23 protein-coding genes are annotated in these 22,476 nt (G+C 73.9%); 10 read left to right on the top strand and 13 right to left on the bottom strand.

Annotation, left to right across the window (positions count from 1 at the left end; genetic code table 11):
* Positions 1–143: 143 nt before the first annotated feature.
* The gene (locus ABZY13_RS09735; protein ID WP_356628601.1) at positions 144–1,088 is read right to left on the bottom strand and encodes a ribose-phosphate pyrophosphokinase; all 945 of its coding nucleotides are present in this window, start codon (positions 1,086–1,088) and stop codon (positions 144–146) included.
* A 190-nt stretch (positions 1,089–1,278) separates the two neighbouring features.
* Here ABZY13_RS09735 and ABZY13_RS09740 point away from each other — a divergent pair, with 190 nt between their 5' ends.
* Together ABZY13_RS09740 and ABZY13_RS09745 are read left to right on the top strand one after the other, a co-directional pair.
* Positions 1,279–1,884, top strand: coding sequence for a LysE family translocator (locus ABZY13_RS09740; protein WP_356628603.1), 606 nt, complete (start codon positions 1,279–1,281; stop codon positions 1,882–1,884).
* 2 nt (positions 1,885–1,886) lie between these two features.
* Positions 1,887–2,606, top strand: a complete 720-nt coding sequence (locus ABZY13_RS09745; protein ID WP_356628605.1) for a phenylalanine--tRNA ligase beta subunit-related protein — start codon at positions 1,887–1,889, stop codon at positions 2,604–2,606.
* Between the two features lie 149 nt (positions 2,607–2,755).
* Here ABZY13_RS09745 and ABZY13_RS09750 read toward each other — a convergent pair whose 3' ends face one another.
* Positions 2,756–3,316 carry a DinB family protein gene (locus ABZY13_RS09750; RefSeq protein WP_356628607.1) on the bottom strand — a complete coding sequence of 187 codons (561 nt, stop codon included), beginning with the start codon at positions 3,314–3,316 and terminating at the stop codon, positions 2,756–2,758.
* Between the two features lie 153 nt (positions 3,317–3,469).
* On the opposite strand from ABZY13_RS09750, the gene ABZY13_RS09755 reads away from it, so the two are divergent.
* The 3 genes from ABZY13_RS09755 to ABZY13_RS09765 all read left to right on the top strand — a co-directional run bounded on the left by ABZY13_RS09755 (position 3,470) and on the right by ABZY13_RS09765 (position 6,793).
* Positions 3,470–4,519, top strand: a complete 1,050-nt coding sequence (locus tag ABZY13_RS09755) for an aldo/keto reductase (RefSeq protein ID WP_356628609.1) — start codon at positions 3,470–3,472, stop codon at positions 4,517–4,519.
* A gap of 76 nt (positions 4,520–4,595) precedes the next feature.
* Positions 4,596–6,110: a PLP-dependent aminotransferase family protein gene (locus ABZY13_RS09760; protein WP_356628611.1), complete on the top strand. Its 1,515-nt coding sequence runs from the start codon at positions 4,596–4,598 to the stop codon at positions 6,108–6,110.
* A gap of 119 nt (positions 6,111–6,229) precedes the next feature.
* Positions 6,230–6,793: a snapalysin family zinc-dependent metalloprotease gene (locus tag ABZY13_RS09765; protein WP_356628613.1), complete on the top strand. Its 564-nt coding sequence runs from the start codon at positions 6,230–6,232 to the stop codon at positions 6,791–6,793.
* A 61-nt stretch (positions 6,794–6,854) separates the two neighbouring features.
* Here the strand turns inward: ABZY13_RS09765 and ABZY13_RS09770 are convergent, their stop codons facing one another.
* Positions 6,855–7,814: an SMI1/KNR4 family protein gene (locus ABZY13_RS09770; protein ID WP_356628614.1), complete on the bottom strand. Its 960-nt coding sequence runs from the start codon at positions 7,812–7,814 to the stop codon at positions 6,855–6,857.
* 315 nt (positions 7,815–8,129) lie between these two features.
* Here ABZY13_RS09770 and ABZY13_RS09775 point away from each other — a divergent pair, with 315 nt between their 5' ends.
* Positions 8,130–8,792: a lysophospholipid acyltransferase family protein gene (locus ABZY13_RS09775; RefSeq protein WP_356628616.1), complete on the top strand. Its 663-nt coding sequence runs from the start codon at positions 8,130–8,132 to the stop codon at positions 8,790–8,792.
* A 169-nt stretch (positions 8,793–8,961) separates the two neighbouring features.
* Here ABZY13_RS09775 and ABZY13_RS09780 read toward each other — a convergent pair whose 3' ends face one another.
* Complete coding sequence (locus tag ABZY13_RS09780) at positions 8,962–9,363, bottom strand: pyridoxamine 5'-phosphate oxidase family protein (protein ID WP_356628618.1); 402 nt, start codon at positions 9,361–9,363, stop codon at positions 8,962–8,964.
* A gap of 156 nt (positions 9,364–9,519) precedes the next feature.
* On the bottom strand, positions 9,520–9,924 hold the full coding sequence (locus ABZY13_RS09785; RefSeq protein ID WP_356628620.1) for a VOC family protein: 405 nt from the start codon (positions 9,922–9,924) through the stop codon (positions 9,520–9,522).
* Between the two features lie 322 nt (positions 9,925–10,246).
* Between ABZY13_RS09785 and ABZY13_RS09790 the strand changes: the two genes are divergently transcribed.
* Complete coding sequence (locus ABZY13_RS09790) at positions 10,247–10,489, top strand: DUF6411 family protein (RefSeq protein WP_356628622.1); 243 nt, start codon at positions 10,247–10,249, stop codon at positions 10,487–10,489.
* A 38-nt stretch (positions 10,490–10,527) separates the two neighbouring features.
* On the opposite strand, the gene ABZY13_RS09795 is transcribed toward ABZY13_RS09790, so the two are convergent.
* Positions 10,528–11,520 (bottom strand): NAD(P)-dependent alcohol dehydrogenase, encoded by a 993-nt coding sequence (locus ABZY13_RS09795; RefSeq protein WP_356628624.1) that lies wholly within the window; start codon positions 11,518–11,520, stop codon positions 10,528–10,530.
* 313 nt (positions 11,521–11,833) lie between these two features.
* Here ABZY13_RS09795 and ABZY13_RS09800 point away from each other — a divergent pair, with 313 nt between their 5' ends.
* A complete protein-coding gene (locus ABZY13_RS09800) occupies positions 11,834–13,255 on the top strand; it encodes a family 43 glycosylhydrolase (protein WP_356628824.1) in 1,422 nt (473 codons plus the stop codon).
* Between the two features lie 84 nt (positions 13,256–13,339).
* Here ABZY13_RS09800 and ABZY13_RS09805 read toward each other — a convergent pair whose 3' ends face one another.
* Entirely contained in the window at positions 13,340–13,600 is a 261-nt protein-coding gene (locus ABZY13_RS09805; protein WP_356628626.1) for a hypothetical protein, read from the bottom strand.
* Positions 13,601–13,895: 295 nt separating this feature from the next.
* Positions 13,896–15,440: a peptidoglycan-binding protein gene (locus tag ABZY13_RS09810; protein ID WP_356628628.1), complete on the bottom strand. Its 1,545-nt coding sequence runs from the start codon at positions 15,438–15,440 to the stop codon at positions 13,896–13,898.
* 307 nt (positions 15,441–15,747) lie between these two features.
* Here ABZY13_RS09810 and ABZY13_RS09815 point away from each other — a divergent pair, with 307 nt between their 5' ends.
* Together ABZY13_RS09815 and ABZY13_RS09820 are read left to right on the top strand one after the other, a co-directional pair.
* Positions 15,748–16,233, top strand: a complete 486-nt coding sequence (locus ABZY13_RS09815; RefSeq protein ID WP_356628630.1) for a DUF664 domain-containing protein — start codon at positions 15,748–15,750, stop codon at positions 16,231–16,233.
* A gap of 105 nt (positions 16,234–16,338) precedes the next feature.
* Positions 16,339–16,488, top strand: coding sequence for a hypothetical protein (locus tag ABZY13_RS09820; protein WP_356628632.1), 150 nt, complete (start codon positions 16,339–16,341; stop codon positions 16,486–16,488).
* A 229-nt stretch (positions 16,489–16,717) separates the two neighbouring features.
* Here ABZY13_RS09820 and ABZY13_RS09825 read toward each other — a convergent pair whose 3' ends face one another.
* From ABZY13_RS09825 to ABZY13_RS09845, 5 genes are read right to left on the bottom strand one after another with little or no spacing between them, the layout of a single operon-like run.
* Positions 16,718–17,413 (bottom strand): TetR/AcrR family transcriptional regulator, encoded by a 696-nt coding sequence (locus ABZY13_RS09825; protein ID WP_356628634.1) that lies wholly within the window; start codon positions 17,411–17,413, stop codon positions 16,718–16,720.
* A 10-nt stretch (positions 17,414–17,423) separates the two neighbouring features.
* A complete protein-coding gene (locus ABZY13_RS09830) occupies positions 17,424–18,599 on the bottom strand; it encodes an XdhC/CoxI family protein (RefSeq protein ID WP_356628636.1) in 1,176 nt (391 codons plus the stop codon).
* Entirely contained in the window at positions 18,596–20,800 is a 2,205-nt protein-coding gene (locus ABZY13_RS09835) for a xanthine dehydrogenase family protein molybdopterin-binding subunit (RefSeq protein WP_356628638.1), read from the bottom strand. The genes ABZY13_RS09830 and ABZY13_RS09835 overlap by 4 nt, the downstream gene beginning before the upstream one ends.
* Positions 20,797–21,780 (bottom strand): xanthine dehydrogenase family protein subunit M, encoded by a 984-nt coding sequence (locus ABZY13_RS09840; RefSeq protein ID WP_356628640.1) that lies wholly within the window; start codon positions 21,778–21,780, stop codon positions 20,797–20,799. The genes ABZY13_RS09835 and ABZY13_RS09840 overlap by 4 nt, the downstream gene beginning before the upstream one ends.
* Entirely contained in the window at positions 21,777–22,310 is a 534-nt protein-coding gene (locus tag ABZY13_RS09845; RefSeq protein ID WP_356628826.1) for a (2Fe-2S)-binding protein, read from the bottom strand. The genes ABZY13_RS09840 and ABZY13_RS09845 overlap by 4 nt, the downstream gene beginning before the upstream one ends.
* Positions 22,311–22,476: the final 166 nt, after the last annotated feature.

Here is a 22,476-nt window from a genome sequence, read left to right on the forward strand (position 1 = left end):
CCGTCGGTCGGGGCCGGAAGGGGCGGTCAGGAGTCCCGGAAGAGGGCGGTTCGAGGCGGGACGGGGAGGATTCGGAGCCGGACGTCGCGACGCTCAGGGAGCGCCCGCCGCGACCGGCCCGCGTCCGCCTCCGCGCCGCCGGTTCATGTCGCGTCGAACAGGGCGCTCACCGACTCGCCGTTGTGGATGCGCCGGACCGCCTCCGCCAGCGCCGGGGCGATGGACAGGACGCGCAGCTTGTCCGTGTGCTCGCCCGGCGGGACCGGGACGGAGTTGGTGCACACGATCTCCAGGACGTCGGGCTGCTCGGACAGCCGCTTGAGAGCCCCCGCCGAGAACAGCCCGTGCGTACAGGCCACCCGCACCGAGCGTGCGCCCAGCTCCCGCAGCCGCTCCAGGAGTTCTAGCACGGTGCTGCCCTTGGCGATCTCGTCGTCCAGCACGATGACGTCACGGCCGGCGACGTCCCCGATGACGGAGCTGATGCTCACCCGGTCGTCGGCGAAGCGCTGCTTGGCCCCGGCCGCCACCTTCGCGCCGAGCATCCGGGCGAAGGCCGCCGCCTCCTTGGCGTTGCCCAGGTCCGGCGAGACGACGGTGGTGTTGCTCAGGTCGTAGCGGCGGAAGTGCTGCGCCAGCTCCCGCAGCGCGTGCAGATGGTCCACCGGGACCGAGAAGAACCCGTGCACCTGCGGCGAGTGCAGCGTCAGCGCCAGCACCCGGCTCGCGCCCGAGGCGACCATGAGGTCCGCGACCAGCCGGCCCCCGATCGAGATCCTAGGCGCGTCCTTCTTGTCGGAGCGGGCGTAGGCGTAGTGCGGCATCACCACCGTGATCCGCCGGGCGGACGCCCCGCGCGCGGCATCGCACATGAGCAGCAGCTCCACGAGGTGCTCCTGCACCGGAGCGACCAGCGGCTGCACCAGGAACACGTCCCGCTCACGGCAGTTGGCCTGCAACTGCACTTCCAGGCAGTCGTTCGCGAACCGGTTCACCCGCACCGGGCTCAACGGCACCCCCAGGTGCGCGCACATCTCGGCCGCCAGCTCGGGATGGGCGCTGCCACTGAACACGGCGATCTCTCGCACGACGCTCCTCTGTTGATCAATCCGGTGCAGCCACATGCTAGTGGCCCGTGGAAACCGGTCACGGTCCGGTGCGCCGCGGTGAGCCCGCCCGCGTTTGGACCGGTGGATCACGCCGTCTTTGGCTCTGTCGGCCGGTCCATGCCGGCACCAGGCTGGGACCACCTCGAACGAACCCCAGCGGAGGCCCCCCTTGAGCATCGCGTTCCTGCTCACCACCCTGATCGTGGTGGTGACCCCCGGCACCGGCGTGGTGTACACCCTCGCCGCCGGACTCGCCCACGGCCGCCGGGCGAGCCTGATCGCCGCGTTCGCCTGCACCGTCGGCATCCTGCCGCACCTGGCGGCGACCATCAGCGGCCTCGCCGCGCTGCTGCACACCAGCGCCGTCGCCTACGAGACGGTGAAGTACCTCGGCGTCGGCTACCTGCTGTACATGGCCTGGTCGACCCTGCGCGACAAGGACGCCTTGGTCGTCGAGGGCGGTGCGGAGCGGCAGCCGGCGAGCCGCGTCATCGTCTCCGGGGTGCTGCTCAATCTCCTCAACCCGAAGGTCACGATGTTCTTCGTCGCGTTCCTCCCGCAGTTCGTCCCGGCCGGCGAGTCCGGCTCCGTCGCCGCGATGCTGCGGCTCAGCGCGGTGTTCATGGCGATGACGTTCGTGGTCTTCGCCGCCTACGGGCTGTGCGCCGCCGCCGTGCGCGACCGCGTGCTGTCCCGGCCCGGGGCGATGACGGCGCTGCGCCGGGTGTTCGCGGTCTGCTTCGCGGGCATGGGCGTGCGGCTGGCGGTGGCCTGATCATGCGCTTCCGTCATGCCGACGCCATCTGGTCCGCCCACCCGCACCTCACCGTCGGCGCCCTGTACGCCGCGGGCGTCGACGCCCGCGCCGACACCGGTACGCGCGCCGCCGTGCACACCGAACGCGCCGCGGCCCGGCTGGCCCGCGCACCCGAGAGCGAGTTCCCCGAAGTGCTGGCCTGGAGGCGGGCGTTCTCCCGGATGGGACTCAAGCCGACGCAGTACCGGTGCGCCTCGGAGTCCCTGCTGCGACGGCTCAGGACCAAGGGCGACCTGCCGCGCATCCACCCCGTGGTGGACCTGTGCAACGCGATCTCCGCCGCCTACGGCGTCCCCGTCGCCGCCCTCGACGCCGACCGCATCACGGGACCGCTGCTGGAGGTGCGTCCCGCCCGCGGTGACGAGCACTACACCGCGTTCGACGGCAGCCTGGAGCACCCCGCTCCCGGGGAGGTGACGTTCGTCGACTCGGCCGGACGCTCCCACGCCCGCCGCTGGACCCACCGGCAGAGCGGTCACTCCGCGGTCGGCGAGCACACCCGCCGCATCCTCGTGGTCACCGAGGCCATGCACGACGACGGCGGGCGGATCATGCCGGACCTGCTCGGGACGATCGGCGGGGAACTGACCGCCCACTGGCCCGCCGCCCGCACCCACACGGCGATCCTCACCGCGTCCGACCCGGAGTTCGCGTTCGAGGACCGGCACGCCGCCGTATGAGAGCAGGCGCCTGCCACGCGGCTCGAGTCGGGGCGTGCGGCTGGGGCCCGGCGTGCGGCTGGAGCCCGGGTGCGGGGCTGGGGTCCGGATGTCGGGCTCCCGCGCGGGCGCGCGCACGGCTCAGGTCCCGCGGAAGAAGCCGCGTCCCGTCACTGGCCGACGCGCCCGTCGACGCACTCGCGCAGCAGATCGGCGTGGCCGCAGTGGCGGGCGTACTCCTCGATCCGGTGCACGAGCAGCTCCCGGACCGACGTCCGGTCCTTCCCCAGGCGCTCGCCCAGGTCCGGATGGGCGGCCAGCGCCGCGTCCGTCGCGGCCTGCTCGCGCTCCAGGTCGGCGAACGCGGCGTCGACCACGGCCCGGTCGGCGACGGCGCCGTGGAAGTCCGCGTCGCGCTCGCCGTACAGCTTCGGCAGCGGATCGCCGTCGGTGATCCAGTTGCGCCAGTCCCGCTCCACCTCGGCGAGGTGGCGGACCAGGCCCAGCAGCGACATCGTGGACGGCGGCACCGAACGGCGGGCGAGCTGCTCCGGGTCCAGGCCGTCGCACTTCATCCGCAGGGTCAGGCGGTAGCCGGAGAGGAAGTCCTCCAGCGTCGCGAGCTCCCCCTCCGGACCGGGGCCCTCGGCGTGGCGGGGGTCGTGGTCCGGGTCGGTCCACATGTCGGGGTAGACGGTCGCCTGCGTCCAGCGCTCGGGTTGATCACTCATGGGCACATCGTCGTCCAGAACTCGTCCGGCTCGCCACGCCTTTACGATCGCGGCCGTGCCGCACGGGCCCGCCGCCGCGCTTGCCCTGGAGAGGACTCCAACCCGTAGGGTCGCGGCGTTCCCCCCGACAGGACGACGGCCAAGGAGAGTCGCATGAGGCACCGTGTACTGGGCGGGACCGGCATCGAGGTCAGCGCCTACTGCCTCGGCACGATGATGTTCGGTTCCGTCGGCAACACCGACCACGACGACTGCGTCGGGATCGTCCACGCCGCGCTCGACGCGGGGATCAACTTCGTCGACACCGCCGACATGTACTCGGCCGGGGAGTCGGAGACCGTCGTCGGCAAGGCGCTCAAGGGCCGCCGCGACGACGTGGTGCTCGCGACCAAGTTCCACTTCCCCATGGGCGACGGCCCCAACCGGGGCGCAAACTCCCGGCGTTGGATCGTCCGGGCGGTCGAGGACAGTCTGCGGCGGCTGGACACGGACTGGATCGACCTCTACCAGGTGCACCGGCCCGACCAGACCACGGACGTCGAGGAGACGCTGTCCGCGCTGACCGATCTCGTACGGCAGGGCAAGATCAGGGCGTTCGGCTGCTCCACGTTCCCCGCGCACGACATCGTCGAGGCGTACCACCTGGCCGACCGGCGCGGCCTCCAGCGGTTCCGCACGGAACAGCCGCCCTACTCGCTGCTCGCCCGGGGAGTGGAGCGGGACGTGCTGCCGGTGGCGCAGCGCCTCGGCATGGGGGTGCTGACCTGGAGCCCGCTGGCCTCCGGGTTCCTGACCGGCCGTTACCGCAAGGGCCGCCCGCTCGACCTGAGCAGCGGCCGCCCCACCCTGCACCCGGCCCGCTTCGACCCGGCGGCGCCGCGCACCGTGGCGAAGCTGGAGGCGGTCGAGCAGTTCGTCGCCGTGGCCGAGGAGGCCGGCTGCACGCTCCCGGAGCTGGCCGTCGCCTTCCCGCTGGCGCATCCCGCCGTCACCTCGGTGATCATCGGCCCGCGCACCATGGAGCAGCTGCGCGACACCCTCAAGGGCGCGTCCGTGACGCTGGACGACGCCGTACTCGACCGGATCGACGCCATCGTGCCGCCCGGAACCGACGTCTACCCGCCGGACGGCGTCTGGAGCCCGCCCGCGCTGACCACGCCGGCGCTGCGGCGGCGCCCGGCGGAGTCGAGGACGGCCGCCTGATACGGGCACCGGGCCGGCGGTCGTGGACGGGCACCGGGAGCGTCGTCCGCCGGCCGGCATGACAGCATGTCCCGCGGTGAACGACGAGAGGACGGGATCTGCGGTGGCGGCCGAGTCGACGGGCGACGCACTCCCCGCCCACGGCTCCGACTTCCTCCAGCTGGACATCGGGGACGCGCCCGCCGGAGGCAAGGCGCAGTGGCTGGCGCGGCGGCTGCGGCAGGCGGTGGCCGACGGCCGGCTGGCCGTCGGCAGCAGACTGCCGCCCACCCGCGTGCTCGCCGGCGAACTGCGCGTGTCGCGCGGCGTGGTCACCGAGGCGTACCGCAGGCTCGCCGAGGAGGGCCACGTCGAGGGACGCCGACGCGGCGGCACGGTCGTCGTCGCGGCGCCGCACCTCGGTGGCGGCTCATCGGACTCCGCGGCATCGCGGCTCCGACCGGCCACGCCCGGCCCTCTGTTCGAGGGCGAGCCCGACGCCGCCGTGTTCGACGCCCTGCGCGCGACGCCCGCCCGCATCGACTTCACGCCCGGACAGCCCGACCTCGCGGCGTTCCCCCGAGCGGCCTGGCTGCGCGCCGAACGGGCCGTGCTCGCCGAGCTGTCCGCCGAGCACCTCGGCTACGGCGATCCTCGCGGCGCACCCCGACTGCGCCGGGCCGTCGCCGACTGGCTCGCACGCAGCCGCGGGATCCGGGTCGAGCCGGACGATGTGCTGATCGTCGCCGGCACCGCGCAGGCGCTCACCCTGCTCAACCCCGTCCTGCACGCGGACGGCGTCCACGCCGTGGCGGTGGAGGAACCCGGCTCCCTGGGCACCCGCCAGCACCTGCGCAACGGAGGGATGGCCACCCCGCCCGTGCCCGTGGACGAGCACGGCGTACGCGTCGACGCGCTGCGCGCCACCGGCGCCGGCGCCGTACTCCTCACGCCCGCCCACCAGTTCCCCACCGGTGTGGTGACCAGTGGTGAGCGCCGCCGCGAGCTGCTGCGCTGGGCCCGGGACGGCGGGCTGATCGTGGAGGACGACTACGACGCCGAGCACCGCTACGACCGGTCGCCGGTGCCCGCGCTGCGCGCCCTGGTCGCCGAGCAGGTCTGCTACACGGGGAGCGTCTCCAAACTGCTCGCGCCCGCCCTGCGGACCGGCTGGATGGTGCCGCCGCCCCGCCACCGCGACGCGCTGACCGAGGCCAAGCGCTTCACCGACCTGGGCAACGCCGTGCTGCCCCAGCTGGTGCTGGCCCGGCTGATGGAGTCCGGCGACCTGGAACGGCATCTGCGGCTGCTGCGGGGCCGGCACCGGCGACGCCGCGACGCGATGATCGCCGCGCTCCGCGCGCACCTGCCCGGCGCGGTCGTGCACGGCGCGGCGGCCGGCCTGCACCTGACCGTCACGTACGGGCCCGACGTCCCGGACACCGCACTGGCCGCCGCCTCACTCGCCCGCGGCGTGAAGTGCCAGCCCCTGTCGTGGCACCGGCAACTGCCCGGCCGCCCCGGCCTGGTCCTCGGCTACGCGGCCACCCCGCCCGGCGTCATCCCCGACGGGATCGCCGCCCTGGGAGAGGCGCTGCGCGGTCTGGCCTGACGGCGTCGCCCCGGCGCCGGGGCCCGCTGATTGACGGATTGGCGCCCGCCGGAGGTGGGCAGGGAGCCCTCCAGTACGTGTCATGAGCACGCCTACCTTCCCCCACAAGGAGGTCGACCATGCACTCACGCACCTTCGTCCATGGCCTCACCGCCGCGCTCACCGCCGTCCTCACCCTGGCCGGCGGCCAGGCCTATGCGGCGGCGACCGGACCGGACGCCCAGCCCCTCGCGGCCCGTGTCGTCACCTACGACGCCAGCGCGTCGGCCGAGTTCAGGGCCGCCGTCGACCGGGGCGCCGCCATCTGGAACGAGACGGTGGACAACGTCGAACTGCGCCCGGTCGCCGCCGGCCAGCGCGCCAACATCCGCGTCATCGCCGACAACGGCTGGCCCCGCGCCCTGACCACCTCGCTCGGCAACGGCACGGTCTACATCGGCCGGCAGGCGACCAGCCAGGGCTACAACACGGTCCGGATCTCGTCCCACGAACTCGGCCACATCCTCGGCCTCCCGGACCGCAAGCCCGGACCGTGCAGCAGCCTGATGTCCGGTTCGAGCGCCGGCGTCTCCTGCACCAACCCGTACCCGAACGCGGCCGAACGGGCCGAGGTCGAGGACAACTTCGCCTTCGGCCTGACCAACTCGGTGTCCTCCACGCGCCCCTTGCTCACGGTGGACTGACCGCGCGGACGCGCGGGGACGGCCGCGTCGTCGTCCCCGCGCATCCGCCGCCGCGCCGCGATCAGCCGGTCAGCGGCTCCCACCGGTCCTCCAGATCAGGGCGGACGCTGCTGAGCCACACCAGCGTCCCGCCGATCAGCCCCGGCTTGTCCCCGGCGGCCAGTTCGGGGGCCTCCAGCGCATCGGCGGCCTCCTCGAGGTAGGTGACCAGCGTGTCCACCTCCTCGCCGGGAGGCTCGTCGAACCGTGACCACCAGCCCAGGCGGCCGGTCGCGGCGTCGAGATACAGGCCGTACACCGTGTCGGCGGGACTGAGCGAGACCACCGGAATCCAGGTCGGCCGCCACGCGACGACACGCTCCTCTTCGGGGAGGCGGGCGTTGCGGACGTCGAGGTCGGTCTGGACGTCGGTCTGCAGCCGGTGCACGGCCTCCACCGACTCCAGCGGCATCAGGGCCATGTTGCCCGGAAGGCAACCCCAGCCGTCCGACCCGTCGTCACCGGCGGTCAGCATCCACAGGACGCGCAGCTCGACGGGTATCCGGACGCCGAGGGCGCTCTCCAGCGCCGCGATCTCCGCGGCACCGGCCCCGGCGCGGAGCGCGGCGTACGAGTCGGGGGCGTGGTCGCGGAGCCGGCGCGAGATGCGGTACCAGGCGTCGGCGATCTGCCGCACGGCGACCGCGGCGCCGGCGGGATCGACGGGCGGCGCCTCGCCCCGCCCGCCCTGCCCCTGCTCCTCCTCTTCCCCCTGCCCGTCCGGGGCCTCGGGGGAGGGGACCGCCTCGAGATACCGGATCTCGATCCGGTCCGGCTCACGGATGTACCCGACGTACAGGTCGGGACAGTCCTCGAACATGCCGCCGTCGACGGTCACGGTCAGAATGCCGGGCAGATCCGAGGGCCGGCCCATGTCGGGGTCGTCGGCCAACTGCCCGGCGAGTGCCTTCAGCGCGTAGGGGGCGTCGGCGCCGAGCCGGGCGGCGGTGTCGCGCAACAACGGGTCGATCTCGATGCGCACGGCTTCCTGCTTCCTAGGGTGGGATGTCGGGTGTCGCGGTGGGATGTCGAGGATCGCCGCCCAACGTAGTCGGAGCCACTGACAGGCTCCGATCCGGTGACTGCCCGGCGACCGGGGCTCCGTCGCCTCGCGGACCTCGCGGCGAAGAAGCGGGGCGGAGCGGATCGTCGCCACCCGGCGCGGCCGGAAGGGCGGCCGCCGCGAGCGCCCCTGGGCGGCCCGCCGTGGCGCAGTTGAGTAGGAACACTCAGGCGGCGGGTCGGGCGCACGGGCGAGGATGATGATCGTCATCGCCCGGACCCCTGGAGAACCCTCATGCTCAGCGACCTCGCGGACGTACTGGTGCCGGCCTGCGGCCGTCTCACGGTGACCACGGACCCGGACGCCGACTTCGCACCCGGCAGCATCGTCGCCGCGAACCACACCTCGCTCGCCGACCCGGCCGTCGTCCTGGCCGCCCTGCACCGCCTCGGCGTCCGGCCGGTGGTCATGGCCGCCGCCGGACTGTGGCGCGCTCCGGTCCTCGGCCGCGCGCTGGCCCGCGAGGGCCACATACCGGTCCACCGCAACGACCCGCGCGCCGCCCGCGCGCTCGACCTCGCCGCCGACGCGCTGGACAGCGGCCGCCTGGTCCTCATCTACGCCGAGGGCGGCATCCCCACCCGCAGGGACGCCGCCGAGGCCGAGCCCCGCCCCTTCCGCAGCGGTCTGTCCCGGCTCGCGGAACGCACCGGCGCCCCCATCGTCCCGGTCGGCCAGGCCGGCGCCCGCAGGATCACCTCCGGCGGTGCGGTCAAGCAGCTCGCGGGCGTGCTCACCGCGCCACTGCGCCGCCCGCGCCTGCACGTCCACGTGGGCGCGCCGCTGAAGCCGGCCGGCGACCGCGCGGCGCGCACCGCGCAGGCGCACGCCGCGGTGACGGCCGCCTGGCGCGTGGCCGCGGCGGGCCGGGGCGAGCACACGGCTCTGGCGGCCTGACGTCCACGGCCGCTTCGGTGGGATGTCCGGCACTCGAACCGCTCGACGCGCAGGGGGTGGACACCGCGTCGTCCCGGTCGAAGCCCCGCGCCGGGTCCGGGGGGCCACCACCGCGCCGTCCTGCGGGAACCCGTCGCCGATCCCCTGGCATGCGTCCCTGGGCGAGGTCCTACTGAGCCACCCCCGACAGCAGCCAGCGCCGCACCGAGACCTCGATCAGCACCCGCTCCGCGCCGGGGCGGTGCGCAGCCGCGACGTCCCAGCCGTACTTCACGGCGAAGGCCGCCGTGACCTCCTCGGGGAACCGCCCCCGGTGCACGACGGCGTCCCCCTCGGCCACGACGGGATGCCGGCCGTCCTCCAACGCCAGGGAGACCCGAGGACGCCGCTCGGCATTGCGGACCTTCACCGACCCGGAGTCCGCGCCGATCCACCAGCGGCCCCGCAGGAACACGAACCTGACCGGCGTCACATGGGGCGATCCGTCCTGCCGCACCGTGCACAGCCAGGCGTTCCTCTCCCGGGACAGCCGGTCGCGCATGGCCGTGCCGGTGAACGCGGTTTCACTCATGCCCCCATCCCACCGCAGACGCCCGCCGCAATGCCTCGGTCCCGCGACCCGGACGCCTGCGACCTGCGGCCTAGGTCCACGGGCCTCCGACGCCGCTCGGGGCGCCGGAGGCCCGACGACGCCAGGGGCGGGGAAACAGGGTCCCCGCCGGTCCCGTCAGGGGCGGGCGTACGGCCGGGTCATGATCTCCATGTTGTGGCCGTCGGGGTCGTCGAAGTAGGCGCCGCGGCCGCCGAACAGGCGGTTGACCCGCCCGGGTTCGGTGTGGTCCGGGTCGGCGTAGTAGGTGACGTCGGCCGCCTCCAGGCGGGCGACCATGGCGTCGAAGTGCTCGTCGGGCACCAGGAAGGCGTAGTGCTGCCCCTGGATCGGCTCGTCGCGCTTCTCGTAGTAGTCGAGCGTCACGCCGTTGCCGAGGTCGACCGGCAGGAACGGGCCGAACGGCGCGGCCACCTCCAGGCCGAGGATCGTGGCGAGGAACTCGGCGGAGCGCTGCCGGTCGCTCGCGAAGACGACGGTGTGGTTCAACTGGACGTGCGGGTACTGCTGCTCGTCGGACATGGGTGGGGCCTCTCCGGTCTCGGGATCCGCTGGAACGGCGCCGCAGGGGCGCCGGGAACGAGGACGCGGTGGGCAGGGGCGGGCCTCTCGCCCGCCTCGGGCTCACGCCGAGGCCGGGAGCCCCACTCGTGCTTGGCCCAAGGCCGACCCGGCAGTCACCCGGCCGACCTTAGTGATCGTCGAGGGCCGGGGCAACCGTGTTCACGGCCTGCCGGCCGGTGGGCCCGCCCGGGCTCAGAAGCGTGTTCCCCCGGCGACGGGGCATGCGGTGTCCCACGGACCAACCGGTCCGGCGTCCGCATCCCCACTCCGGAGGCATCTCATGATGGTCGTCGGCATCATCGCCGTGTGCGTGGTCATCGCCGTTCTGGCGTTTCTCGTCCCGCGCCTGTCCCGGCACCCGCAGAACGGCGCCCAGCGCACCCTCGGCATCGGGTCCCGGGCAGGGTCCAAGGCGCCGGGTCCGCTCGGCCGCCTCTTCAGCAAGCCGTTCCGCTCCAGCTCCCGCGCGGTGGGCCGCAGCGGTTCCGCGGGGCGCCGGGCGCGTGGCCGACTGCCGTTCTGACGTCGGGCGCCCGGCGCGGAGCCGCTGGAGGACGGGGCTCACGGCACGGTGATCACGGCCTTGCCGCGGGCGTGGCCCCCTTCCAGGTGGCGCAGCCCCTCGGCCGCGTCGGCCAGGGCGTAGGTCCGGTCGACGACGGGGGAGAGCTCGCCAGCCTCGACCAGGGCGGCGACGGCCGACAGGTCCTCGTGGATCGGCCCGTCCGGGGCCGCCGGCAGGATCACCTTCAGCCGCTGCCGTCGCACGACCACGCCGGTCGCGAGCACGCCCAGCATGGAACCCACCGCGCCGAGGACATGGCCGGGTGAGCCGCCCCCGTTGGCCACCAGCGTCCCTGTCGGCGCGAGCGCGCGGCGCAGCCGGCGCAGCGGCCGGTTGCCCACGTTGTCCAGGATGACGTCGTAGCGCACGCGCCCCTCGGTGAAATCCTCGCGTGCGTAGTCGATGACGTGAGCGGCCCCCAACGAGCGCACCAGTTCGGTGTTGCCGGCGCTGCACACCCCCGTGACCTCGGCGCCAAGGCCCGCGGCCAGCTGCACGGCGAACGTGCCCACGCCCCCGGCGGCCCCGTTGACCAGTACCCGCTGCCCGGCCCGCGCCCCGCCCACGGTGCGGATGCCGCGCAGGGCCGTCACCGCCCCCATCGGCAGGGCGGCGGCCTGCTCGAAGCCCAGGCGCGCGGGCTTGGGCACCAGCAGATCCGCGGTGGTGCAGGCGTACTCGGCGAAGGAACCCGGACAAAAGCCCAGCACCTCGTCGCCGGGCCGCAGCCCGCGCACGTCGGAGCCGACCGCCTCCACCTCCCCGGCCGCATCGATTCCGGCCACCCGGGACTTCGGCCGGGTCAGCCCCACGGCTCCCATGAGCCGCGCCACATACGGGTCGCCGCGCAGCAGGTGCCAGTCGTACGGGTTGAGCGCGGCGGCGCGCACCCGCACCAGCACCTGGCCCGGCCCGGGTTCGGGCCGGTCGACCTCCGCCAGCCGCAGGACGTCCGGCGGGCCGAACCTCTCCTGGACGATCGCCTTCATCAGGCTCCCCCTCACCTCCGGCCGCCGACGGCCGACGGCCCGGCTGGATGAGCGTAGTGCCGCAACGACCCCCGCCACAGGGACGGTTCGAGGGGCGATACACGCGGCTGCGTGCCGTGCCGGAAGTGCTGGACGCGTTGACGGGGGCGCGGGGAGAACCTATCTTCTGGCCGACGTGACGAACCATGTTCGAAATCCCGACCCGAAGTGTGGACGCCCGTCGGCGCCCGTGAGCGGGTCGTATCTCCGCCCCCCACCCAGAGGGAGTAGCCCCGTGAGCCCTGCGCCCACCCGCCGAACCGTCCTCGGCGCGATGGCCGGCGCTGCCGCCGCCACCGTCGCCGGCGACCCGTCCGGTACCGCCCACGCCGCCGCTCCGGCGTCCCCCGGCGTGACGTACACCAACAGCCTCGCGGAGCAGCGGGCCGACCCGCACATCTGGAAGCACACCGACGGCTTCTACTACTTCACGGCCACCGTGCCCGCGTACGACCGGATCGTGCTGCGCCGCGCCACCACCATCCAGGGGCTCTCCTCGGCCCCCGAGACGACCATCTGGACCAAGCACGCCGACGGCCCGATGGGCGCCCACATCTGGGCTCCGGAGATCCACTCCATCGACGGCAAGTGGTACGTCTACTTCGCCGCCGGGGACGCCGGCGACGTCTGGAGGATCCGGCCGTACGTCCTGGAATGCGCCGCCGCGAACCCGCTGACCGGCGCCTGGACGGAGCGAGGCCGCATCGCCCTGCCGCTCGACACCTTCTCCCTGGACGCGACGACCTTCGCCGTCAACGGCGTCCGCTACCTCGCGTGGGCGCAGAACGACCCGGCCGTCGGCCCCGGCACCAACCTCTACCTCGCGCGGATGTCCAGCCCGTGGGCCATCACCGGCACGCCGGTCATGCTCAGCAGGCCGACCGCCTCGTGGGAGACCGCCGGAGGCCAGACGGTCAACGAGGGCCCGGCGGTGATCCAGCGGGGCGGCAGGGTCTTCATGACCTTCTCGGCCAGCGCCACCGACGCCAACTACTGCATGGGCCTGCTGACGACGTCCGCCTCGGCGAACCTCCTCGACCCGGCGTCGTGGACCAAGAACGCGGGCCCGGTCTTCGCCGGCAACACGGCCACCGGCCAGTACGGCCCGGGACACAACCAGTTCACGGTCTCCGAGGACGGCAGGTCCGACATCCTCGTCTACCACGACCGCGGCTACCGGGACATCAGCGGCGACCCGCTCCGGGACCCCAACCGCCGCACCCGCGTCCAGAAGCTCTACTGGAAGGCCGACGGCACCCCCGACTTCGGCATCCCGGTCGCGGACGGCGTCACCCCGATCAGGCTCTCCTCCTACAACTTCCCCGAACGATTCGTCCGGCACTGGGAGTTCCGCGCCCGGACCGACGCGAACGTCGCCCCGCTGGCCGACTCCCAGTTCCGGGTCGTCACCGGACTGGCCGGCGGCGGCTCGATCTCCCTGGAGTCGGCCAACTTCCCCGGCCACTTCCTGCGCCACCGCGACTTCGAGGTGTGGCTGGAGAAGAACGACGGGACGGCCCTGTTCCGCGGGGACGCGTCCTGGACGGCCCGGCCGGGGCTCGCCGACCCCGCCGGAGTCTCCTACGAGTCGGCCAACTCACCGGGCCGCTACATCCGCCACTACAACCACCTGCTGCACGTCCAGACCCCCGGCACCGCGACCGACCGGGCCGACGCCACCTTCCACACCCAGTGAACCGCCGGCCTCGGCGACGGGCCGGCCGCCCGCGCGTACCGGGCGGCCGCGGGACGCCGGCCCCGTCGCCGGGGCCGGCGCCGGTCACTCGGCGCCCCGCTCCGGCAGGGGCGAGTAGCGCGTGGGCCCCGGTGTCCGGCCCTCGGGCGGATAGTCGCAGTCGAGGCTGGAGATCTCGTAGTCGTCGTCCTCGTTCTGCTCCTGGTCGACCACCACCGTCGCGGTGCACACGCGGCCGTGCTCGTCGGTGAACGTGACGATCTCGCTGTAGTCCGTGGGGGTGCCGCATCCCGCGAGCAGCAGCACCGCCACCGCCGTCGGGCCGGATCCGCCCAGCCGTTTCATCCCTGCCCCCTCCCGTTGCGGCGACGCCGACCGACCGGCTGCCGCGCTCACACGGTAGCCGCGTACCGACGGGACCGGTCACGGGGTCCGTCGCCGTCGGGACGGAGCGCGAGGAGTCCCCGGCCGTCGGGCCGGGGACTTCGCACGGGCTCCGGGGTCGGTCGCCGTCGGGACGGAGCGCGAGGAGTCCCCGGCCGTCGGGCCGGGGACTTCGCACGGGCTCGGGCCGTCGGGCCGAGGGCCCCGCCTCGCCGGAGACCCCGGCGGGCCGGGCCCCGCGTCGGCGCCGGCCGGCTCAGCGCCCGGCCTGGAGGGCGCTCCAGGTCGCCGCGCCGACGACGCCGTCCACGCTCAGTCCGCGCGAGCCCTGGTAGTCGCGCACCGCCTGCCCGGTGGTCGCTCCGAAGACGCCGTCCGCGGAGACGGTGCGGGCCAGTGCGGCGGTCAGCGCCCGCTGGAGGCGCTGGACGGCCTCCCCGGAGGCGCCCTGGCTCAGCACCGGACGGGTGCCCGCCGACAGCAGCGCCGTCCAGGTGCGCGCCCCGACCACACCGTCCGCGCTCAGCCCGCGCGCCGTCTGGAACGAGCGCACCGCCGCCGCCGTCCCCGACCCGAACTGCCCGTCCACCGCACCGGCGTTGAACCCCTGGGCGTTCAGCAGCCACTGCGCGGCCTTGACCTGGTCGCCGGTGGAGCCGGTGCGCAGGGTGGCGTACGAGGCGAAGCTGAGCTGCACCGGCCCGGCCGAACTGCCCCCGACCAACTGCATGTAGCGGTTCCAGTCCCAGTGCGGGCCGGGGTCGGTGTGATCGTTGCCCGGGACCTCCACATGGCCGACGATGTGCGCCCGGTCCTTGGGGATGCCGTAGCGGTCGGCGATGGAACGGGTCAGCGCCGCGGAGGAGCGGTACATGGCGTCGGTGAACCAGGCCGGCTGGTCGACGTACCCCTCGTGCTCGATGCCGACGGAGTACGGGTTGGCGGAACGCGCGTGCCAGGCGGTGTCCTTCTCACGGACCATCTGCGTGATCTGGCCGTCGGAGGAACGGACCACGTAGTGCGCGCTCACCTGGGCCGAGGGGTTCTGGAACCAGCTGACGGTGCCCGCGTACGACCCCTGGGTGACGTGGACCACGATGGTGGTGACGGCGGCGCTGCGGCCCACCGCGTAGTTGGCGGTGCTGGCCGGCACCCACAGTGCGGCCGGGTAGTCGGGGGCGGCGGCCAGCGGCGCGGCGTCGGCGTAGGCGCCGCGGTCGGGCTGGACGGCGTCGGGCCGGACGGTGACGGCGGAGCCGTCCTCGGCGCGGGCGGCGATGCCCTGGGCGAGCAGGTCGTAGACGCCGTCGGCGTAGAAGCGGGCGGCACGCGGGTCGGACGAACCGCCGTACCGCGCCACCGCCTCGTACCAGGCGGCCGGGTCGGCGCGTTCCTCGGCGGTGAGGCCGGCCGCGTCGGCGCGGGCGCGCAGCACGGCGGCGCCGCCGCGGATGTTGGCGGCGGTGTCCCGGCGCAGGACGGAGACGGGGAGGCCGGTGAGGGCGGAGGCCTCGCGCAGCGTCTGCCTGCGCGGGTTGTCCACCAGGTGCATCACCCCGTATCCGCGGGCCTGGCTGGGCTTTCCGTCGTGGCCGTCGAGGCGGCTCTCGCCGTAGCCGACGGCGACGAGGACGTCGCGCGGGACGCCGAACTCGGTGGCAGCCCCGGTGAAGGCGTCGGCCACGGTCGGGGGCGCGGGCCGGGCCTGGGCGGTCGGCGCGACGGCCGCCAGGGTGAGGGCGAGGGTGGCGGTCAGAACCGCCGGAACGGTGTGCCGCGTCGGTGCCGTACGTCTTCTCACGGTGCCTCCGTCGAAGGGCGTGGGGGGGAGCGACAGGGCGGTGCCCGACCACTGAACCGGTAGCCCGGCGCCGCCGTCAACGGTGCCTCAGCCGCCCCCACGGCCCCACAACTCCACCTGAACCCACGGGAGATGGGATTTACCTCCGTGCGTGCGGGCCGTGCGTTCTGAGAAGCTTCCGGCCATGACGTCCGCGGGCGGGGCCGGGCGAGCCGGACTCCCTCCGACGGACCGAACGGACGGCGGGCGACCGGTGATTCTGCGCCGACCGCTCGCATGAACGGCCCGCTACCGGAAGGACGCGACGATGACGGGGCCCACGCCACCGACGCCCGACGAGCGCGGCGCACTGCTGGAGGGCGTGCGCCGTGCCCGCCGCACGCTGGAGACCGCATGCGCGGGACTGGACGCCGACCGGATGGCCCGGCGCTCCGTGCCGCCGTCGACGATGTCCCTGCTCGGACTGGTACGGCACATGGCCGAGGCCGAACGGACCGTCCGCCGGATGTGCGGCGAGGACGCGCCCAGGATCTACCGCACCCCGCAGGACCGCGACGGCGACTGGAACGGCGCTGTCGCCGATCCGGCGGTCGTGGAGGACGCCTGGCGCCGGTGGCGCACGGAGGCCGCGCTGACCGACCGCTTCACGGCCGGCCTGCCCGACCTCGGCACCCCGCCCGGAGGGGAGGCGCCGCTGCGCGAGATCCTCGCCGCGCAGATCGTGGAGTACGCGCGGCACTGCGGCCACGCCGACCTGCTGCGCGAACGGATCGACGGGCGGGTCGGCCGGTGATCACCGCGGGCCGGTGGTGAGCCGTACGTTTCGTCACGCAGGTGTGGGACGAGGGCGGGCGCAGGGATGACAGATTCCTCCCGACCTGGGAGGGATCGATCCTCGATGACCAAGAAGCGTTTCGGACACATGCTGCCGGCTGTCGTGGGCCTGGCCGCGGCTGCCCTCGCCGCGAGCGCCTGCGGCCCCGGCGGCGACGGCGCCGGACACGCGGAGACGGACCGGCTCCCGGGATCGGTCCGCTTCACCGGCTGACGGCCGACGGCTGGGCCGCACAGCGCCGGGCGGCGGTCCGGGCGCGCACGCGGTCCGGTCCCGGACGAACACCTGGCCCACGTGGATGCGCCCACGACAGCCGGACCCAGTGCCCGCGACCGGCTTCAGCGGTCGGCTCCGGCCTCGTCGAGGTGAGGAGGCCGGAGCGACGGCCTCTCCCGCGCACACCGGGACCCGCCCACGCCCCGACCGCAGGCCGACGGGGCGCTCAGCCGGTGGTGGCGATGCGGTCCAGCCACTCGGTGAGCAGGGCGCGTTCGGCGCTCGTCAGGGCACTGGTTCGCGGGAGGGCGGCGCGCAGGGCGACCGCGGGTCCGACCGGGCCGCCGTCCGGGAGCACGTGTCGCGGGGAGTCGGTGGTGACAGCGGCGATGACCGACTCCCGGGCGATGGTCGACAGGGACATGTCGCGTTCGTTCTCGGGCTGGGAGATCAGGGCGAGGGTCACACCGCGGCCGGTGGAGTGGATGAGGAAGGCGGCGCGGTCCTCGCTCATCCGCAGACGCCCCGCCTCGGCGATGCGGCGCACCATGCCGGCCAGGATCTCGGACGCCTCACGCGCGGCCGGGGGCTCCACGCCCGGCCGCTGATCTCCGTAGATCAGTGTGTAGAACGCGGGGTTGGCGAGGCCGAAGCCGATGTGGAGGTCCCATCCGCGGCGCAGGTCCGCCACCGGGTCGTCGGTCGGCCGGTTCGCGGTCTTGCTGCGCAGGTAGGTCGCGAAGCCGTGGCTCGCGACGGCGTCCAGCAGGCCCTGCTTGTCCCCGAAGACGCGGTAGATCGCCGGCGCCTGCACGCCGGCCGCGGCGCTGACCGCCCGCGTCGACACGGCGTCCCGGCCGCCCTCGGTGAGCAGGGCGGCGGCCGCCTCGATGATCCGGTCCCGGTTGTTCTTGACGTCCACGTTTCCAACGTTAACAGAGTGACGATATCGATATGTCGCTCCGTGGCGCCGCTGCTGCGTCGGCGATGACGTCTGTCCCCGGGTGCAGCGCGCCGGCGGTGTCGGACAGGCGGAGACCGGGACGCCCGTGCCGGAGCAGGAGGATCTCGGCGGCGATGGACACCGCCGTCTCCGCCGGGTCGGCGCCGCCGAGGTCGAGCCCCACGGGCGAGCTGAGCCGTGCCAGCCGGCCGTCCGGGAGCCCCGCGGCCCGCAGCGACGCCCTGCGCTGCTCGACGGTGCGCCGGGAGCCCATGGCGCCGACGTAGGCCAGGTCCATCCGCAGGGCCGCCTCCAGCAACGGCAGCTCGAACTTCGGGTCGTGCGTCAGCGAGACGACCGCGGTGCGGGCGTCGACACGCCGTGCCGCCGCTGCGGCGGCGAGGTGGCGGTGCGGCCAGGCCACGACGACCTCGTCGGCGTCCGGGAATCGGTCGGGGGTGGTGAACACGGGGCGGGCGTCGCAGACCGTGGTCCGGAAGCCGAGCAGGGCGGCTTGGCGGACCAGGGCCGAGGCGAACTCGTTGGCGCCGTAGACCAGCATGCGGGGCGGGGACGCCAGGCAGTTGACGAACACGCGCGGGCCGCTGCCGGCGTCCGGGCCGGCCGACGACAGGCGGACGGTGCCGGAGCGGCCCTGGGCCAGCAGCCGCCGGGCCGCCGCGGCCGCCTCACGGTCGAGGGCGGGGCTGCCGGTGCTTCCGGCCGTGCCGTCGGCCCAGCAGACCAGGTGGGCGCCCTGCCCCGATCGGTCGGGCTCGACGACGGTGGCCACGGCGACGGCGGTTGCGGAACGCAGGTGCGAGAGGAGGATGCCCAGTTCGGGAAAGGATTGCCGGTCGACCCGCTCGACCAGGACCTCCATGGTGCCGCCGCAGGTCAGGCCGATGGCGCCGGCGTCGTCATCGCTGACGCCGAACCGTTCGAGCACGGTGGTGCCGTCCTGGACGGCCTGTTGGGCCAGTTCGTGGACGGCGCCCTCGACGCAGCCTCCGGAGACGCTGCCGCTGACCGTGCCGTCCGGGGCGCAGATCATGATCGCTCCCGTGCGCAGCGGGGCCGAGCCGAAGGTGGAGACGACCGTGGCCAGCCCGCAGGGCGCGCCGGACTCCCACAGCCGGTGCAGGTGCTCCCACAGGGCGTTCATGGCGTGTTGGTCCTTCGGATCAGTTTGTCCGGGGTGATGGGCAGGTCGCGGATCCGGATCCCGGTGGCGTGGTGGATCGCGTTGCCGATCGCCGCCGTCATTCCGGTGCCCGGGGTCTCTCCGAAGCCGCGTGCCCCGAGTGCCTCGCTGGTCGGGTCGGGTTCGTCGATGAAGACGGTCTCGATGCGGGGGATGTCGGCGTTGACGGGAAGCAGGTAGCCGGAGAGGTTCGGGTTGACGATCCGAGCCCGGTGGGGGTCGACCAGGGTGTGCTCGGTGAGGGCGAATCCGACCGCGCAGACGGCGCCGCCGATGGCCTGGCTGCGGATGGTTCTGCGGTTGAGGACCCGGCCGGCGTCGTACGCCCCGAGCATCCGGGTCACCCGCACGCGGCCGACGCGGGGGTCGACGCGCACCTCGGCGAACTCCGCGCCGACGGAGTAGCCGTGGGGAATGGGCACGGGGTCGGTGGTGGCCTCGACCGGTTCGGCGTGCCGGGCGAGGACCGCACGGACGGCTTCGCGGCGCCGGGGCCTGCCGGTCTCGTACAGGATCCCGCCCTCCGCGCTCACCTCCTCGGCCGAGGCGCCGTACAAGGGGGAGAGGGGGTCGGCGACCGCGATGTCGATCACCGCCCGACGGGCCGTCGTGCAGGCCCGGTTGACCGCGGCGCCGACGCCGGGAACGGTGGCGGACGCGACGGACATGAAGGCGAAGGGGTAGTCGGTGTCACCGAGCCGGAACTCGACGTCGTCCAGATCCAGCCCCAGGGTCTGCGCGGCTATCTGGGACATCACCGTGTACGTGCCGGTGCCGATGTCATGGGTGCCGACCCGGATCACCGCCTTGCCCGCGGTGGAGATCACCACGTGGGCGCCCGCGCCCGGCCGGCCGCCCGTAGTGTGCGCCGCGGTGGCCATGCCCCAGCCGATCAGAGTGTCGCCGTCGCGCATCGACCCCGGGCGGGGATCGCGTTCGCTCCAGCGGAACCTGGCCGCGCCCTGGCGGTAGCACTCGATCAGGTTCTTGCTGCCGAACACGGCGCCCGCGGGGTCGGGTTTGACGGCGGTGTGGTTGCGCAGCCGGAGTTCGACCGGGTCCAGGTCCAGTGCGTAGCTCAGTTCGTCGAGGGCCGACTCGAGCCCGAAGGAACCGACGGACTCCGGTGGCCTCATGAAGCTCGGCGTCGGCAGGTCGAGCCGTACCGCCTGCTGGGCGACGTGCACGTTGGGGCAGGCGTACAGCATGGTGGTGGAGTGGCTGTGGGAGAACACGCCCTGCTCGGTGCGGCTGACCTGGTGGGTGCCGACGTGGTCGATGGCGGTGAGGACGCCGTCCCGCCCGGCCCCGATCCGCAGGCGCTGGTGGGCCTCGCCGCGATGCCCGTTGGAGGTGAAGGTCTGGGCGCGGGAGAGCACCAGCCTGACCGGACGCCCCAACTCGCGGGCGACGGCGGCCGTGAGCAGGGTGTGCGGCCACACCGGGCCCTTGGCCCCGAAGCCCCCGCCGAGGAACGGCGACAGCACACGCACGTTGTCGAGGGGGACGCGGAGTGCCTGGGAGAGGCAGATCCTGGTGGCGTGGCCGCCCTGGGCGGATTCGTACACCGTCACCCGCCCGCCGTCCCAGTCGGCGGTCGTCGTGGACGGCTCCAGGGGATTGTGGTGGTGCATGGGTGTGGTGTACGTGACGTCGATGCGGACGTCGGCCCGCGCCAGCCCCGCCGCCACGTCCCCGCGGGTGCTCTCGTTGGGACCTGCCAGGCCCGCCGGAGGCACGAAGGCCTCGTCCATCGCGTCGGCGACGGCCGCCCGGGGCCGGCGGACGTCGTCGTAGGAGACGTCGACCAGCGCCGCCGCGTGCCGGGCCTGCTCCAGCGTCTCGGCGACGACGTAGGCCACGGGCTGTCCGCTGTGGTGGACGTCCGGATCCTGCAGGGGCAGGTAGCCCTTCAGGAAGCTGATGTGCTGGGGGCGCGCGAGGCGCGGCATGTTCCGGTGGGTGAAGACGGCGACCACACCGGGCGAGCGCTCGGCGTCGCGGGCGCCGATGCCGGTGACGCGTCCGGAGGCGACGGTGCTCATCACCAGGAAGCCGTGCAGCGTCCCGCGGACCTCGGCGTCCGCGGCGTAGGCGGCCGCACCGGTGACCTTGGCACGCCCGTCGATCCGCGGAACGGGGCTGCCCACGATCGGGCTCATCGGTTGCCTTCCAGGTCCTCGAGGATGTCGGCGAGGGCGCGCTGCACCAACTCGACCTTGAACGCGTTGTGCTCGCGCGGCTTCGCGCCGCGCACCAGGGCCCGGCCCGCCGCGGCGATGGCGGCGTCGGTCAGCGGCCGGCCGCGCAGGGCGTCCTCGGCCGCGGCCGGGCGCCACGGGCGGGGCGCGATACCGCCGAAGGCGAGCCGGACGTCGGTCACCACCGAACCGCGCAGGGTCAGGGCGGCTGCCACGGAGACCACGGCGAACTCGAACGACGCCCGGTCGCGCAGCTTCAGATAGCGCGAGGTGCGGGCCACCGGGGACTCGGGGACCTCGACCCCGGTGATCATCTCGCCGTGCCGCAGCGCGGTCTCCCGGTGCGGGGTGGCGCCGGGCAGGAGATGGAAGTCCCTGAGCGCGATCGAGCGCCGCCCGTCCGGACCGAGGGTGTGCACGACGGCGTCCAGGGCGCTCAGCGCGACCGCCAGATCGGAGGGATGCACGGCGATGCAGTGATCGCTTCCTCCCAGGATCGCGTGCCGGCGGTTCTGTCCGTCGATGGCCGCGCAACCGGTGCCGGGCTCACGGCGGTTGCACGGACTGCCGACGTCGCGGTAGTACCAGCAGCGGGTGCGCTGCATGAGATTGCCACCGATCGTCGCCCGGTTGCGCACCTGTGGGGACGCCGACATCAGGAGGGCCTCGGAGATCACCGGGAACCGCTGGCGGACCACCGGATGATCCGCCACCTCCCGCATGCGGGCCGTGGCCCCGATGTGCAGTCGGCCGTCGCGCAGTTCGACGCCGGAGAAGGGGAGTGCGGCCACGTCCACGACCAGGTCGGGGGCGAGGACGCCGTCCTTCATCAGGTTCGTCAGCTCGGTCCCCCCGGCGACGAACGCGGCTTCGTCACGGGATGCGACCAGGCTGACGGCCTCGGACGGACGTGAAGCGCGGGTGTACTCGAACGGCTTCATCGCCCGGCTCCCTTCGCGGCGTCCCGCACCGCATCGACGATGTTCGGATAACAGCCGCAGCGGCAGAGGTTGCCGCTCATCCACTCGCGGATCTCCTCGTCCGAACGAGTGTGGCCCTCATCGATGCAGGCGACGGCCGACATGATCTGCCCCGGGGTGCAGAATCCGCACTGGAAGGCGTCCCGGCGGATGAACGCGTCCTGCACGGGATGAAGGTCGTCGCCGCGGGCCAGGCCCTCCACCGTGGTGATCTCCCGGCCGTCCTCCATGACCGCCAGGGTCAGGCACGACTTCACGCGCTCACCCTCGACGAGCACCGTGCAGGCGCCGCACTCGCCGCGGTCGCAGCCCTTCTTCGTGCCCGTGAGACCGAGACGCTCGCGCAGCGCGTCCAGCAGGGTGACCCGGGCCTCGACCGTGAGCGGATGGTTGCGGCCATTGACGCGGAGCCTGACCGCGACAGCCGACGCCGGGGGCGCCACGCCGTCCGCGGCGGCGGGACGAGCCGTGGCGGCCGTCGCTCCCGCCATGGTGACCAGCATGCCGGTGGTGGCGCCACCGGCTTTGAGGACGTTGCGGCGGCTGTGTCCGGCCGGCGGCGCCTGCTCGTTCTCTGACATGCCTCGCTGCCTCCTCGGCGGTTGACGGCTGACGGGATGACGCAGGGGGCGTTATCGGTGTTAACGAAACCACGTT

Source organism: Streptomyces sp. NPDC006610, assembly GCF_040611575.1.
Lineage (GTDB): Bacteria > Actinomycetota > Actinomycetes > Streptomycetales > Streptomycetaceae > Streptomyces.